This is a genomic window from Rhizobium mongolense subsp. loessense (assembly GCF_900099775.1).
Classification (GTDB): Bacteria; Pseudomonadota; Alphaproteobacteria; order Rhizobiales; family Rhizobiaceae; genus Rhizobium; species Rhizobium loessense.
Genome location: NZ_FMTM01000002.1, coordinates 590399 through 605441, shown reverse-complemented (window position 1 = coordinate 605441; position 15043 = coordinate 590399). Strand labels below are relative to the sequence as shown.

Sequence of the window (15043 nt, the reverse complement as noted above, 5' to 3'; positions counted from 1 at the left end):
GGAGCGGTTTCAAGCAAGATATGAAACGTTTCATTTTCTTGTTTACCAGATAGTTCTGCACGAGGCCAGTCTTAAAATGGGACTGGAGCCAGCTTGGCAACACCGGTTGGCGGCAGCACAACGAAACGTGGAGGAGGAAGACATGAAAGTCGAAATATACGATGCATTAATGCGCCGTCAGGCAAGTCGCCGCGACGTTTTGCGCGGAACGGCAAGTGCCGCGGCTCTGCTCGGCCTGTCGGGCGCGATGGGCGGAATTGCCGGCACCGCATTTGCCGCGGATGATTTGCGCGCCCAAATCCTGCAAATTCCGGGTGTCGGCAAGGGCTCGCCTACGGACGCAGACTGGCAGAAGGTGGGCGAGCTCTGCCTGGGTCCGACCAAGGCGAATGTCAAGCAAGGCGAGTTCGCCGGTGTCGAGCTGACCTTCATGGGGCTCAACAATCAGAATCTCCACAATTTCCTGTTTCGCGGTTTCCTGAAGCCGTGGGAAGCCTATACGGGAGCCAAGATCAACTGGATCGACCTTGCCCAGGCCGACTACAACGCCCGACTTCAACAGTCGATTGCAACCGGCACGGTCGACTTCGACATCCTTGAAATGGGCGCACCCTTCGAAGGCGATACCGCCGGACGCGGGCTTCTAGACGAGATGCCCGACTGGGTTGGAAAGCAGATCGATGCCGACGACCTGGTGAGCTACCTGAAGCCACCGGTCGGCACCTGGGACAGCAAGACCTACCGCGTGACGATTGACGGCGACTGCCACACCTTCGCCTATCGCAAGGATTACTTCGGCGAAGGCTCGATCAGCGGCATGGCCGAGCCGCCGAAGACCTGGCAGGAAGTCAACGAAGCTTCCAAGGCGCTGATCGGCAAGACCGATCCGCTGACCGGCCAGCCAGCCTACGGTTATCTCGACCCGCTCAAGGGCTGGGGCGGTTTCGGCTTCTACTTCATCGAGAACCGCGCGACGGCCTATGCCAAGTATCCGGGCGACCCGGCTTGGCTGTTCGATCCTGAAAACATGAAGCCGCTGGTCAATAACCCCGCGTGGGTTCAGGCGATCCAGGACGTCTTGGATCTGATCGCGGCTAAGGCCTATCCGGCCGATCAGATCAATGCTGATCCTGGCACCACAGCCTTCTCGCAGTTCCTTGCAGGCACCGGCGCAATGCTGATGTGGTGGGGCGATGTCGGCTCCGGCGCGCGCACCTCGGACACCTCAGTTGTGGGCGACGTGGTCGGCTTCGGCATCAACCGGGGCTCCAACCGCGTCTTCAACCGCAAGACCGGGCAATGGGAAGACAAGTATAACGAAGCGCCGAACATGGCCTATCTCGGCTGGGGTATCTACGTCACCAAGCGGGTCTCCAGCGACGAGAAGAAGCGCAAGGCGGCTTGGTCTGCTGCTGCCCATCTCGGCGGCAAGGATCTGTCCCTGTGGACGTCGGCCTACCCCTCCGGCTTCCAGCCCTACCGTCAGTCCAACTTCAACTATGATGAATGGGAAAAGGCAGGTTACGACCGCGCCTATATCGAGGACTACCTGGGTTCGAACGCCGACAGCTACAACCACCCGAACGCGGCCATCGAACCGCGCATCCCCGGTATCTTCCAATATTACTCTGTCGCCGAGGACGAACTGGCGAAGGGTTTTGCCGGACAGTACAAGTCGGCACAGGAAACCGCGGATGCGATTGCAGGCGCCTGGGAGAAGATCACCGACCAGATCGGCCGCGATAGCCAGCTGAAACTCTATCGGGCGAGCCTCGGGCTCTGACCGATTGACTAGACGCGCTGGCGGATCAAGAGCGATTTCGCCAGCGCCCATTCGCGAGGAATATCATGTCGACAGTCGAAGGCGACCTGCTCCACACGGTCGAAGCCGGCTCCATTTCCGCGAGCCGTCGCTTCTGGGGCCGCACGGTTCTGTGGCTGAGCGCCATATGGTTCGTAGCATCGTTTCTATTACAGGGTGCCCATGAGTTGGGCTGGACCGATTGGGGATTCGCGAACTGGCGCCCGGTTCTCTACGCCTATTTTCTCTGGGCCGCCGTTCTCTGCGTCACTCGCGTCGTCATTTACGGCGAGGCAGGCAAGAAGGCGCTTTTTGTTCTGCCGGCAGCGCTTTTCGTTGTGTCGATGGTCGTCTTCCCGCTGATCTTTGCGCTCTGGATCGGCTTTTCTGATTGGAATCTCGCCTCTTCAACCGGGCGCCGCTTCAACGGGCTCGACAATGTGCGCCGGATGATCGCGGATCCGTTTTATACCAACGCCTTGCTCAATATGATCCTTTATTGCCTGGCGATTGCGGTCGAATATGCAATCGCGTTCGGTCTGGCCTTGCTCCTCAACCAGGAAATCATCGCACGCAAGTTCTGGCGCGTAACCTTCCTGGTGCCCTTGATGCTGTCGCCGGTCGCGGTGAGTTGGATGGTCGGCAAGTCGATGATGGAGACCCGTTTCGGCCCGGTCGCGCGGCTTGCCCGCTGGCTCGGATGGGAAAATCCATCCTTCTTCGGCGACCCGCTGACAGCGCGGCTTTCGATCATGATCATGGACGCCTGGACCTTCATTCCCTTCATGATGATCATGCTGCTCGCCGGGTTGCAGGCCTTGTCGCGGGAGGTGCTGGAGGCGGCCGAAGTTGATGGTGCCACCAAGTGGCAACGCTTTTGGAAGGTCATTTTCCCGCTCATGCTGCCGGTTTCGGTAACGGCGGTGATGATCCGCATCATCTTCAAGCTCAAGCTCGCCGACATCATCATCACGGTGACATCAGGAGGTCCCGGCGGGGCGACCGATTCCGTCACCAGTTTCATTTATCGCGAATACCGCGACCGTTCGAATGTCGGATACGGTACCCTTCTCGCACTCGTCTATCTGGTGATCATCGTCTTCGGTATGACGGTGCTGATGAAGTTCTCCGACCGCATTGTGAAGCGTATGACAGGAAGGCTCTGATGGTTCGGATCGATTTCGAAAAATACGCGCGTGGCCAGCGCATTCGCTGGTGGGCCATGCGTTTCGCCGTCTACGGCCTGCTCGTCGTATGGGCATTTGTATGCGTCTTCCCGCTGTTCTGGACGGTCTCGACCTCGTTCAAGACTGCCGCCGATGTCATGCGGGGCAATCTGATCCCCTGGTTCAACTTTTCGCCCAGCTGGCTTGGCTGGCGCTCGCTCGGGCTTTCCCCGGATACGATTTTCCAGATATCGACGGTGCGCGACGAGTTCATGCGCAGGCTCTGGAACAGCGTCATCATCTCGGTCACGGCGTCCGCCCTTGCGGTCGTGCTCGGATCGCTCGCGGCCTATGGCCTCAGCCGCTTTTCCTATAAGTTCGGTCATATGCGCAACTCCGACATTTCCTTCTTCTTCTTGTCGCAGCTCATTATGCCCCCCGTCGTCCTCGCCCTGCCGTTCCTGGTTCTCTACAAGGAGTTGGCGCTGCTGGACACTTATGTGGGCATGATCGCCGTCTACACGCTGATGGTCTTGCCGATCGTCGTCTGGATCATGCGCGACCAGTTCGCCACGGTGCCAGTAGAGCTCGAAGAGGCCGCGCTCGTCGATGGGCTGTCTGTCTGGGGCGCGTTTGCCCGCATTATCGTGCCGCTCGTTCTTCCGGGCATGGTTGCCGCCTTCCTCCTGGCGCTGATCCTGTGCTGGAACGAATATTTCTTCGCCGCACTGCTCACCTCCACCAATACCAACACCCTGCCGGTAATGATTGCCAGCCAGACGGGCAGCCAGGGCATCAACTGGTGGTCGATGGCCGCCCTTTCCACCGCCGGTATCCTTCCGCTGGTCATCGTTGGCGTCGTGCTGGAAAAGCACATCATCGCCGGGATGACCGCAGGAGCAGTAAAGTAGCTGCGGAACGTTCGAAAATGTCAAAGATGCCCACAGTCAAGGATGTAGCCGAATATGCGGGCGTATCCGTGGGCACCGTTTCGCGCGTGCTGTCGGGCGAAGCCGCGGTCAAACCTATGCTGCGCGAGAAGGTCAACGGCGCCATTTCTGCGCTCGGTTATCGTCCGAACGTGACCGCGAGAGCGCTGCGCACCAGCAGAACCGATGTCATAGGCCTCGTCGTTCCCGACATCACCAATCCTTTCTTCGCGCAACTTGCCGCAAGCGTCGAGCGTGCGGCGCTCGAATGCGGGCATAGCCTCATGCTGGCGAGCTCGCATAACGATCGCGCGGCCGAGCAGAGCCTCGTTTCTGCATTTCTTGACCGGTCGGTGCGCGGCATCATCGTGGTTGCTTCGAGCGACGGTTCGGGGCTCCACCTCGAGGCAGCGGTTCCGATCATATCCCTGGACCGGCGCTTCGGCACCTTTCCCCTGGTGTCGACCAACCATGCGCAAGCGGCCGCGCTGATTGCGGACCATCTCTATGGGCTGGGGCACCGCCATATCGCCTATATCGCCGGGCCGCTCGACACGGAGGCCGGGCGCATGCGCGAGGAGGGCTTCGTCAGCCAAATCGACCGGTTCGGCAAGACCGGCGAACCCGTTGAACTCGAAATTGCCTACGGCAGATTCGACTACGAGTCCGGTGAAAGAATTGCCCGTGACCTGCTTTCGCGTCCGCCGCAGGACCGGCCTACGGCGGTTGCAGCTGCCAGCGACCAGCAGGCCATCGGTGCGCTGCGCGCTGCGCGCGACCTCAAGATCGACGTGCCGCGCAAACTGTCAGTGACGGGTTTCGACGACATTTCGCTCGCCAATCTCGTCGTGCCTCGGCTGACGACCATACGCCAGCCGGCCGACACGCTGGCACGGCGCGCGGTCGGCCTTCTCCTTGAGGAACCATCGGGCAGGGGAGACGAGATGGTTGACGGGTCGCTGATCGTACGTGGTTCGAGCGGCCCGCCCGCGCAACCTAAGGCGGATATCGCTGGGCATAAATACTGAAGCAAGGCCGGCACTGCGGCCACTAGGAAGGGATGGAAGGACCAATGCTCAAGGGAATTAGGGCCGAACTCAACGGCGACATTCTTCAAGCACTTTGCAACATGGGACACGGCGACTATCTCGTCATTTCCGACATGAACTTTCCGTCGGATTCGATCGCCCGCCAGACGCGTCTGGGTAAGCTGCTGACTATGGAAAACATCCCCGCGCCGCAGGCGATAGACGCAGTCCTTTCCGTCTTCCCGCTGGACACACCGATCCAGCCTTCGGTGGGCCGCATGGAAGTGATCGGCAAGCCCGACGAAATTCCGGCGATTCAACAGGAAGTCCAGGCCATTGTCGACCGTGCCGAAGGCAAGCCATCGCCGATGTATCCCGTCGAACGGATGGCGTTCTATGATATCGCCAGCAAGGCCTATTGTGTGATCGCAACCGGGGAACTGCGGTTCTACGGATGTTTCCTTCTGACCAAGGGTGTCATTCCGGCGGCGGAGGCCGTCAGATGAGCGGGAAAAGCGGGATCGTCATTTTGGGCATTTTTGCCGCCGACACCGCCTACAAGGCCAAGCGCCTGCCCCATATTGCCGAGACGCTGATGGGGTCGGGCTTTACGCTTGGGCCGGGAGGCAAGGGCTCCAACCAGGCAATTGCCGCGGCAAAAGCAGGCGGCAAGGTGACTTTTATCTCAAGGGTCGGCAACGACCCGTTCGGCGAGATGGCGCTTGCGGCCTATGCGGCGGCGGGCGTCAAAGCCAATGTGATGAAGATGGAAGGCGTATCCACGGGCGCGGCCTTCATCTTCGTCGACGAAGTAAGCGGCGACAATGCCATCATCGTCGCACCGGGTGCCGCAGGCCTTATCGGCATCGACGATGTCGACGCGAACCGGGTGGAGATCGAAAACGCTGCCATTTTCATGACCCAACTCGAACAGCCGCTCGAAGCGGCCATGCATGGCCTATCGATGGCGAAAAAAGCAGGAGCGACGACGATCTTCAATCCCGCGCCTGCCCACGCCATTCCGGACAGCATCTACGGCTTGTGCGATTTCATCGTCCCGAATGAAGTCGAAGCAGCGGAATTGGTGGGCCACCCGATCGAAACCGATGAACAGGCACGTGCGGCGGCCTGCGCCTTGCTTGATCGAGGGGCGCAAGCGGTGATCATCACGCTCGGCGCACGTGGCGCCTACTATCACACGACCGGGCAGAGCGAATTCATACCCGCGTTTTCGGCGGGCAATGTCATCGACACAACCGGAGCCGGGGATGCCTTCCTTGGTGCCTTCGCGACGGCAGTTTCCGAAGGATTTGCGCCGGTCGAGGCGGTCCGCTTCGGTTGCGCGACCGCCGCGATTGCCGTGACACGGCCGGGCACGGCCCCCGCCATGCCTTCGCGCGCCGACATCAACGCCTTGCTGCGCTCATCATGATTGAACATCGCAAGGGAAATCTAGATCAACCGGCTGTTGGATGCGCGGAGCGAGAGAAGGGCCGGTGTGCATCGGCGTGACGTGGGAACGGCAACGTGCCGCTCGTCAGGCGACTGTCGCCGGCGAGTGCGATACGGAAAGCTTTAGCCATTAGCAGGCGGCATTTCGGCTTCATGCGCATGAAAATCGCATCTGCGCTTTCGTCCCCGAATGTGAACTGGTTCGGGCTCTGCAAGAGCCTGGTGATGCCGGCTTCAAATCAGCTCGCGCAATATATCCCACCTTGGACCGGCCGTGCCCCCGCAAGTCAGGATCAAGCCTGGACACTATTATGGACGCGTGTTCTATAAAATGGACAGATTGAAGGAAATACGCGATGCATCTTTCCATGTGGGCTTACCCCTGGGATATCCAGGACCAGGGGCTCGCAGCGCTTGCCGCCGACCTTCGCGGCCGTGCGGGCCTCACAACGGTCAGCCTGGCGACCTCCTATCATGCGGGCCGGTTCCTTCAGCCGCGCAGCCCGCGGCAAAAGGCCTATTTCCCCGAGGACGGGACGGTCTACTTCCGGCCGGATGAAAGCCTATGGCAGGACAAGGTGATCCGGCCGCTGATGGCCAGGAACGTGGACGAGCGTGGCGACATGCTGGAAGCGCTCGTCAGGGGACGCGACACGACGGGTCTCAAGGTCTCCTGCTGGACGGTCTGCCTCCACAATACCCGTCTCGGTATGCTGCATCCCGATCACGTGACGCGGAACGCCTTTGGCAATCCCAACTATTACAACCTTTGCCCCTCCAGCCCGGCGGCGCGCGCCTATGTTGTCACCCTGGTGCGTGACATCACGACGAACTACCAGCCCGATATGGTGGAACTTGAAAGCCCGAACTTCATGGGATTCGCGCACGAATACCATCACGAGAAAGACGGTGTCGGCTTGAACGCCGAAGACGATTTCCTTCTGTCGCTCTGCTTCTGCGACCATTGCACGGCGCGCGCCACGAAGGCCGGCGTGCCGGTCGAAGGCGCGCGCAGGTCGGTCGTTCGCTTCATCGCGGAACTTTGCGAACGGGCTGTTCCGGAACGGCAGTTTCCCGACTTCCCGGCAGCCGGCATCGATGCCTTTCGCGACCATGCTGATCTGCACGGCTATCTTGCCTGGCGCACCGAACCGGTGACCAGCCTGATCGGTGAAATCAAGGCGGCCGCCGATGCGGCGACACGCATCGTGCTCATCGACCTGAAGGACGGCTGGCTCGGCGGCGTCGATCTCGCGGCAGTCGGCAAGCTCTGCGACGGGGTGATCCTCTGCTGCTACGACATGGCGCCGGGTGTCGTCGGAAATGTCATTCGGACTGGGCGGGCGGCAATCGGAGCGGGAAAGTTCCTCGGGGCGGGCCTGCGCGTCTTCTATCCCGAGGTCGGCGAGCCTGCAGTCCTGGCTGCACGCGCCAAGGCCGCCGTCGATGCCGGCGCTGACGGCGTGAACTTCTACAACTACGGCCTCATACCGGCAAAGCGTCTCGACTGGGTCAATGCAGCGGTCGACGTCATCACGTAAGCGGATTGGCGCTCATGGCGCGCTCCTCAGGATGCGATGGGTTCAGCGACCTGGATCAGGCAGTCGCCGGCCTGGCTGTCGCAATGCAGCCTATGCGAAATGACAATGCCGCTCTCGGCGAAGCGCAGCTCTTCCTCCGGCTGCTCCAAGCGTTCCAGGTCATGATACCATCCGGCAAGTTCGCCAGCGGCAACGTTGGCGCCAAGTGCGACGGCCGGCTCGAACCAGCCTCTGCGGTTCGCATAGATGCCCTGGCTGTGCCGGGACAGTGAAAGCAACTGCAACGGCCCAGGCTCGGGGAGTGGCACGCGCGACAAGACCGGACGCTCGACGATGCCGAGTGTCACGAGCAGCCGATCGATCGCCGCCGCCGTGAAGGCCATTGTCTCAGGAGTCACGGTTCCGCCGCCGCCGAACTCGCCGGAAAGACCGACGGTCCCCGCCCGCCCTGCAGCCCCCATCGATGTCGGTGCGGTCGGCCCGTTATCGGCAATGAAGGCATGCGATGCGCCGATCGCCCGCATCAGCGAGATGGACCGCTCGAAGCGCGCGCCATCCGCCTGCCGCTCGATCAACGTGCAGGGCAGGTGCGCCATGGACGTACCGCCCGAATGCAGGTCGAGAACCGCGTCATGGCGCGGAAAGAGTTCGTGTTCGAGGAAATAAGCGAGGCGCGCCGTCGGTGACCCGGTGGGATCGCCAGGAAACGCCCGATTGAGGTTGCCGCCGTCAAAGGGCGAGCAGCGCTTGCCCGCCATCACCGCCGGCAGGTTCGCCATCGGCAGGACGGTGACGGCGCCACGGATTTTCGTTACCTCCAGCAGGCGCATCAACCGGCCGAGCTGGAGTTCGCCCTCATACTCGTCGCCGTGATTGCCGGCCATCAGCAGCAAAGACGGCCCCTCGCCATTCTTCAGGCGAAGGACCGGAATGCGGATCTGGTAATAGGGCGAACGGTCGATCGAATAGGGAATGGCGAGGTGGCCGGCCTGCCGGCCCTGGCGCGAAAAGTCGATCGGATTGACGAGGCCACTGTGCATGATGTCTCCAGTGCGGACGGTTGCGGTGCAGTCAGAGGCGGCAGGCGCGGTCATTTCGACGCGCAGATCAGGATCGGCGAGGCGTGCCTTAAGGCAGGCGCGGGCCGGCGGGTTTTCGACGTCGATCCAGCCATGATAGACGCTGTTCATCGCATCGAAATCGTCGATCGCCGGCAGGAAGACCTCGACGGCGATGAGGCCGCGAGCGGTCGATACCTGCTTCCTTCAAGAGGACATCGATCTTGCCGAGCACATCGCGGGTCTGGTCCTCAATGCCCGCCTTGCGATTTTCTGCGACCTGGCCGGCAATATAGACGAGACCGCCGTAGCTGACGGCTTGGCTCATACGCGAACCCTTCTTATAACGTTGGATCATGGGCGGTCTTTCCGTTTCTTGCTTTTGGAGGGAGAGGTCAGCCGAAACTGGTCAGATAGGCCGCCGTCACCGAATGGTCCGGGTCGAGGCCGTAGAGGATGGCATGCCGGTCAAAGCAGGTGCAGGGATGCGAGATGCCGTACTCGATGACGTCGCCCACGGCGACGTCGCTATCGTCGGCAAGGGCGACGAAGGCATGCTGATCGTTGAGGCGAAAAACCTCGGCGCCCCTGAGATCGGCGAGATACGCACCATTGCGATAGAGCGCCAGCGGCCGCGGCAGGCCCTGGTCCATCGCCACGTCGCGCATGCCCATGCCGCAGATCGCAAGCTGCGCTTCCGGCCGCGACAAGACCTCGGCCCAGACCCGCAGCGCCGGACGGAAACCTGCGGCTGCCGAAACCGTCTCGCCGCCGATGCGCAAACCGCCGCGCGCATCGAGGCCGGCAAGGCCACGCTCGTAGATGCCGTGATCGTGGAAGAAGATCGCGCCGCTACGCAGCACGAGCCGGCAGGCGGGATCGGCCGCAACGGCGGCTGCAAGCCGCGCAACCACCATGTCGAAAAAGACCGAGCCGCCAGCCGTGACGAGGAGCGGCCGCGCGTCGCCTGTTTGGGCGCGCACCTTCGGCAGAAAATCCGCCATCACCGCCATCAGCGCGTCGATGCGAAGCATCGTCTCTTCTGCATCGGCGGTCGAGGCCGCACCCTCATAGGCGGCGATGCCGGTCAGCCGGAAGGTCGGCGTCTCCACCGCAAGGATCGCGTCGAGGATTGCCTCGGCGACGGCGGCGCTGCGAACACCGGCGCGCCCGGCGCCGAACTCCACCAGCAAACCAAGGGGCGGCAGATCTGCACGCTGCTGCCAGGCTGAGTGAAGGGCATCGACGAGCGCTGTCGAATCCACGAAGACATGCAGTTCCGCGTCGGGATAATCGGCGAGCAGGACCGCAAGCCGGCGGGCGGCAGCGGTCCCGCCGATCTCGTTGGCAAGGATCAGGCGGCGCTGTCCCGCCTTGAGCAGGACGGCGGCCTGGCGGATGTCGGCGACGGTTGTGCCCCAGGCGCCTGCCGCCAGAAGCGCCGCCGACAGCGCAGTCGACATCGGCGTCTTGGCGTGCGGAGCGATCTCGGCACCGTGGCTCTTCACATAGGCCATCATCAGTTCGACATTACAGGAGAAGGCCTGCCGGTCGAGCGAGATCAGCGGCAGGGCCATCCTGCCGTCATAGGGTTTCCATCCCTGGTTGCCGATTGCAGCAAGCGGGAGCGGCCGATTGCCTGGCGGAAAGCCGCGCACCCGCTCGTCGATCAAGACGTTTTCCGTCGCGGTATGAAGGTCAGACATGGCAGTCCCTCCTGATCTCGACCGGGTCGGCGATGCCGAGGCGATAGGTGTCATTGGCAGTGGCAAAGAACAGGGCGCGCTGCTCCTCGAGAGACAGCTGCGAGGCGACTGTGCGGAAAACCTGATAAACCTCATCGAAAGAGGCGTGCAGTCCCGCGACCGGAAAGTCGCTCGCGAACATGGAGCGCGCCGGGCCGAAACAATAAAGGCAATGCTCGATCACCGGCCGCAGGCTTTCGGGCGTCCATTCGTTGTCGTAGGCGACGAGGTCGGAAATCTTCAGGCGCACGTTCGGCTCGCTGCCGAGCGCCCGCAGGCCGCGGCGCCAGAGCGCCATGCCGTCCTCCGTCCGATCAGCGGGGCTTCCGCCGTGGTTGAGCACGAAAAGCGTTTCGGGAAAAGCCTGTACGAGCTCAAGCGCCTCGCTCATCTGCCAGGGATAAAGCATTAGATCGAAGACCAGCCCGAGCCGCGTTGTCTCGGCAAGCCCGGCCCGCCAGGCGGGATCGCCCATGCGGTTCGGGCGCGGAGCAAAACTCTTTACCGCTTCCGGATGCCAGCTGACGATATCACGGATGCCGACGACATTCGGGTTTGCAGCTTCCGCCTCGAGCAAGCGTATGGCATCCGGCCCGTCGAGAGGAACGCGCGCGATATAGCGATGGGCGACGCCGGAGCTGCGGTCGAGGCCATCCAGCCAGCGGCTTTCTTCCAGAGGGTGCGCATCCGACCAGCCGGCCTCCACATGGACCGTTGCAACGACGTTCTGGCGCGCGGCGTCGGCGCGATAGTCGTCGATGCCGTAGTCGCGCAGGATCGGCGCGAAGTTTCCGAAGACCATCTCCTCGCCGGAAGCCCGCGCCTTCTGGAGCCAGGGATGACGTTGCAGCCCAAGGTCCCAGAGATGATGGTGCGGGTCGATCACCGGCCCGTCGTAGCGCCTCGTCATCTGCGCGCCTCGCGGCCGGAAACGAGCAGAAGGGCAAGGATCAGCGTGCCGAACATGATCGACCGCCAGCCGGGCGAGGCATTGACCACAGTGATCAGCGCCGTCGTCGTGACGAGCAGGATTGCCCCCGGAATGGTCCCGGCATAGGTGCCGCGGCCGCCAAGGATGGAGGTGCCGCCGAGCACGACGGCGGCAATCGACGTCAGCAGATAGGGGTCGCCGATGCCGACATAGCCTTGCCGGTTCATACCCAGCACGAGAATGCCCGCAAGCCCTGCGAAAAAACCCGACAGAGTATGGACGATCAGTGTGTTGCGGATGACGCTGACGCCGGAAAGCCGGGCAGCCAGCGGATTTGCCCCAAGCGCCAGGAAACGCGCGCCGATCGGCATGCGATGGACGAGCAGGAGGACGACGATCGAGACGACGAGCCACAGAATGATGCCAGCCGGAATGCCGAGCGGCCGCGCCTGCCCGAGCAGAATGACCGCCGGGTTGCTGACGGTGACCGCGCTGCCGCCGGCGACAATGACGAGCAAGCCCTGCAGGAAGGTCGCCATGGCAAGCGTCATGATGATCGGTGGCACGCGAAGATAGGCAGCACCCGCGCCGTTCATGAGACCGATGCTGGTGGCGATGACGAGGGCCGCAGCGATGCCGACGAGGCCGGTCGGGTCCCAGGCCGGCGAAATAAGCGGCAGCAGGATCGCCGTGACGGTGATGACCGCGCCGACGGAAAGATCGATGCCGCCCATAAGGATGACGAGCGTCTGCCCGGCAGCCGCAATGCCGATCACCGCGGCGAGTTCGAGCAGGTAGCGCAGGTGGCCATAGGCGCCGAAACCACGCAGCGTGAAGCTTGCGACGATCCAGACGAGTGCGACCAGAAGGAAAGTGAGGAGCGGCGGATTGCGGAGCGCGGACCTGATCGGGTTCATCGCCTTGCCCTCCATTGCGCGAGAAGTTCCGGAACGGCGACCGCACCGACGATGATCAGGCCCTGCGCGACATATTGCGCAACCGGCGGGAAGCCCATGAAGAACATGACGTTGATCATGACCGAGAGCAGCAGGCTGCCGCAGATCGCGCCGCGCATCGTGCCCTTGCCGCCAAGGAAGCCCACTCCGCCGAGCACGGCGGCGGCGATCGAGTTCAGCGTGAAAGGCGTACCGATAACAGGATCACCCGAGCCGGTCTGGGCAGCGACGAAGAGACCGCTCAGTGCTGCGAGAAGACCCGACAGCGCGAAGGCGACGACTTTTACCCGTTCGACCGGGACGCCGGAGCGGAATGCGCCGACCGGATTGTCGCCAGCCGCGTAGATGCCGAGGCCGAGCGGCGTTGCGAGAAAGGCCTTCCAGAGCGCCAGGATGACGACGAACAGCACGAAAGCGACGGGTGTGTGGCCGGCCAGCGTCGTCGACAGCCAATCGGGAATGAACCCGCCCGGCCGCGGCAGCAGGATGAGTGCGACCCCGCCGATGATGAAGGAGCCGGCGAGCGTGACGATGATCGAAGGCAGCCTCAGATGCGTCACGATGGCGCCGATGACGGCGCCGATCGAAAGACCGGCGAGTGCGACGGCAAGAATGCCGCCCGGCACGCCGAGCGCTCCTTCCATCGTCGTTGCGGCAATCACGGCTCCAAGGCTGACGAGTGGGCCGATCGCCAGGGTAATGCCACCGTTCAGCATGAGAAGCGCCTGCGCCATGGTAACGAGCGCGAGCGGGAACCAGTTCTGCGTGAACTTCGAGAAGCCGCCGATGGAAAGGATGCCGGGAAAGAGCAGCGCATAGAGGATGAGAAAGGCGGCGACAACCAGATAGAGGCCGGCAAGGCCGCGGTTGCGGCGAAGCTGGATCGAGCCGTAGAGCCGGGATGACGAACTTGTGCTCATGCCGCTGCTCCCTGCGTCGTGGTGGTGATGCCCATGGCCGCGCCGACGATCGCTCCTTCGCTGATTTCATCTTGCGACAGCACCGCTGCAACGCGCCCCTCGCGCAGAACCACGACACGATCGCAGAGATGCACGAGCTCGGGCGTATCGGAACTGGCCAGAATGACGAGCCGCCCCTCGGCGGCGAAGGCACGCAGCATGAGATAGATTTCCCGCTTGGTCTCGATGTCGACGCCGCGCGTCGGATCGTTGAGGAGCAGAACGGAGGGATCGAGCGGCAGCCATTTGGCGAGCGCCACCTTCTGTTGATTGCCGCCGGAAAGCGCCTGCACCGGACGGGCCGTATCGCCCTTGATGGTCAGCCGACGCGCGAGATCGGCGACCAGGCCGCTTTCCGCATGCCGGTCGCGCAGCCCCTTGCCGGCGAGCCGTCCAAGCGAGGGCAGGATGAGATTGGACGCGATGGAATGGGGCAGCACCAGCCCCTCGTGCTTGCGGTCGGCCGGGACATAGACGATGCCCGCGCCATTCGCCTCGCCGACATGGGCGGGCAGGCCGGATTTGCCTGAGACCTCTGCTCTGGAAGCCGCGGCTGGAATCGCGCCGTAGAGACCAAGCAGGAGGTCTTCCTGCCCTTGTCCCACGAGCCCGCCGATGCCGACGATCTCGCCGGCGCGGGCGCAGAAGCCTGCGTCACGCACCATGCCGGCGGAAAAGCCTTCGACGCTGATGCGCATCGCGCCGGGTGCTGCGGCCAGGCGCGGCGGGAACAGGTCGCCGGTCTCGCGGCCGACCATGAGGCGCACCAGGCCTTCGCCGTCGATGCCGGACAGCGACTGGTCCGCGGTGACCAAGCCGTCCTTCAGCACCGTGACATGCGAGCAGAGCGCCTGCACCTCATTGAGGCGGTGGGAAATATAAAGAAGTGCCGTGCCGCGGTCCCTCAGCGTCTCGATCAGACGGGCAAGGATGCCGGCTTCGTGGGCGGAGAGCGACGAAGTCGGCTCGTCCAGAATAAGCACGCGTGGCTTCCGGAACAGCGCCTTGGCGATTTCCACCATCTGACGGCGGCCAAGCGCGAGATCGGCGACCGGCATGTCGAGCGGCTCGGTGAGCCCCACCATGTCGCAGACATCCCGGACGCCGCGATGGAGTGCTCTGTAATCGATGAGACCGAATCGGCGCGGAAACGCGCCGAGCCCGATGTTTTCGGCAATCGAGAGACTGGCCGTGAGGCTCAGCTCCTGCTGTACCACGGCGATACCCGCCGCGCGCGCAGCCGCCGGGCTGAAGCGCCCGACGGACTTGCCGTTGACAAGGATTGAACCACCGTCCGGCTGGAGTGCACCGGACAGGAGATTGATCAGCGTGGACTTGCCGGCGCCGTTTTCGCCGAGCAGGGCGTGAACCCTGCCCGGCAGAAGGGCGATATCGACGCCCTTCAAAACGGGATTGCCGAAAAATCCCCTGAACACCTGCCGGGCTTCCAGCAGGGGTCTTTCTTCCGTCATGACGG

At 62.8% G+C, this 15043-nt stretch carries 14 protein-coding genes; 7 read left to right on the top strand and 7 right to left on the bottom strand.

Annotation, left to right across the window (positions count from 1 at the left end; translation table 11 throughout):
- The first annotated feature begins 142 nt into the window (after positions 1-142).
- From BLP23_RS10495 to BLP23_RS10460, 7 genes are all read left to right on the top strand, one after another.
- The gene (locus tag BLP23_RS10495; protein WP_092584800.1) at positions 143-1783 is read left to right on the top strand and encodes an extracellular solute-binding protein; all 1641 of its coding nucleotides are present in this window, start codon (positions 143-145) and stop codon (positions 1781-1783) included.
- Positions 1784-1848: 65 nt separating this feature from the next.
- Positions 1849-2967, top strand: coding sequence for a carbohydrate ABC transporter permease (locus tag BLP23_RS10490; protein WP_092584799.1), 1119 nt, complete (start codon positions 1849-1851; stop codon positions 2965-2967).
- A complete protein-coding gene (locus BLP23_RS10485) occupies positions 2967-3878 on the top strand; it encodes a carbohydrate ABC transporter permease (protein ID WP_092584798.1) in 912 nt (303 codons plus the stop codon). Before BLP23_RS10490 ends, BLP23_RS10485 begins: the two co-directional genes overlap by 1 nt.
- Positions 3879-3895: 17 nt before the next feature.
- A complete protein-coding gene (locus BLP23_RS10480) occupies positions 3896-4924 on the top strand; it encodes a LacI family DNA-binding transcriptional regulator (RefSeq protein WP_092584797.1) in 1029 nt (342 codons plus the stop codon).
- Positions 4925-4968: 44 nt separating this feature from the next.
- Positions 4969-5430, top strand: a complete 462-nt coding sequence (locus BLP23_RS10475) for an RbsD/FucU family protein (RefSeq protein ID WP_022713827.1) — start codon at positions 4969-4971, stop codon at positions 5428-5430.
- Entirely contained in the window at positions 5427-6356 is a 930-nt protein-coding gene (rbsK, locus tag BLP23_RS10470; RefSeq protein ID WP_092584796.1) for a ribokinase, read from the top strand. The genes BLP23_RS10475 and rbsK overlap by 4 nt, the downstream gene beginning before the upstream one ends.
- 376 nt (positions 6357-6732) lie before the next feature.
- Positions 6733-7917, top strand: a complete 1185-nt coding sequence (locus tag BLP23_RS10460; protein WP_092584795.1) for a hypothetical protein — start codon at positions 6733-6735, stop codon at positions 7915-7917.
- 26 nt (positions 7918-7943) lie between these two features.
- Here BLP23_RS10460 and BLP23_RS10455 read toward each other — a convergent pair whose 3' ends face one another.
- The 7 genes from BLP23_RS10455 to BLP23_RS10425 are packed head-to-tail and all read right to left on the bottom strand — an operon-like array spanning position 7944 to position 15038.
- The gene (locus BLP23_RS10455; protein ID WP_267890077.1) at positions 7944-9107 is read right to left on the bottom strand and encodes a succinylglutamate desuccinylase/aspartoacylase domain-containing protein; all 1164 of its coding nucleotides are present in this window, start codon (positions 9105-9107) and stop codon (positions 7944-7946) included.
- Positions 9046-9333: a Rid family hydrolase gene (locus BLP23_RS10450; RefSeq protein ID WP_267890076.1), complete on the bottom strand. Its 288-nt coding sequence runs from the start codon at positions 9331-9333 to the stop codon at positions 9046-9048. The genes BLP23_RS10455 and BLP23_RS10450 overlap by 62 nt, the downstream gene beginning before the upstream one ends.
- Positions 9334-9370: 37 nt before the next feature.
- The gene (locus BLP23_RS10445) at positions 9371-10681 is read right to left on the bottom strand and encodes an alanine racemase (RefSeq protein ID WP_092584794.1); all 1311 of its coding nucleotides are present in this window, start codon (positions 10679-10681) and stop codon (positions 9371-9373) included.
- Positions 10674-11630, bottom strand: a complete 957-nt coding sequence (locus BLP23_RS10440) for an amidohydrolase family protein (RefSeq protein ID WP_092584793.1) — start codon at positions 11628-11630, stop codon at positions 10674-10676. The genes BLP23_RS10445 and BLP23_RS10440 overlap by 8 nt, the downstream gene beginning before the upstream one ends.
- A complete protein-coding gene (locus tag BLP23_RS10435) occupies positions 11627-12568 on the bottom strand; it encodes an ABC transporter permease (RefSeq protein ID WP_092584966.1) in 942 nt (313 codons plus the stop codon). Before BLP23_RS10435 ends, BLP23_RS10440 begins: the two co-directional genes overlap by 4 nt.
- Complete coding sequence (locus tag BLP23_RS10430; RefSeq protein ID WP_092584792.1) at positions 12565-13527, bottom strand: ABC transporter permease; 963 nt, start codon at positions 13525-13527, stop codon at positions 12565-12567. The genes BLP23_RS10435 and BLP23_RS10430 overlap by 4 nt, the downstream gene beginning before the upstream one ends.
- A complete protein-coding gene (locus BLP23_RS10425; RefSeq protein ID WP_092584791.1) occupies positions 13524-15038 on the bottom strand; it encodes a sugar ABC transporter ATP-binding protein in 1515 nt (504 codons plus the stop codon). The genes BLP23_RS10430 and BLP23_RS10425 overlap by 4 nt, the downstream gene beginning before the upstream one ends.
- Between the last annotated feature and the right edge of the window lie 5 nt (positions 15039-15043).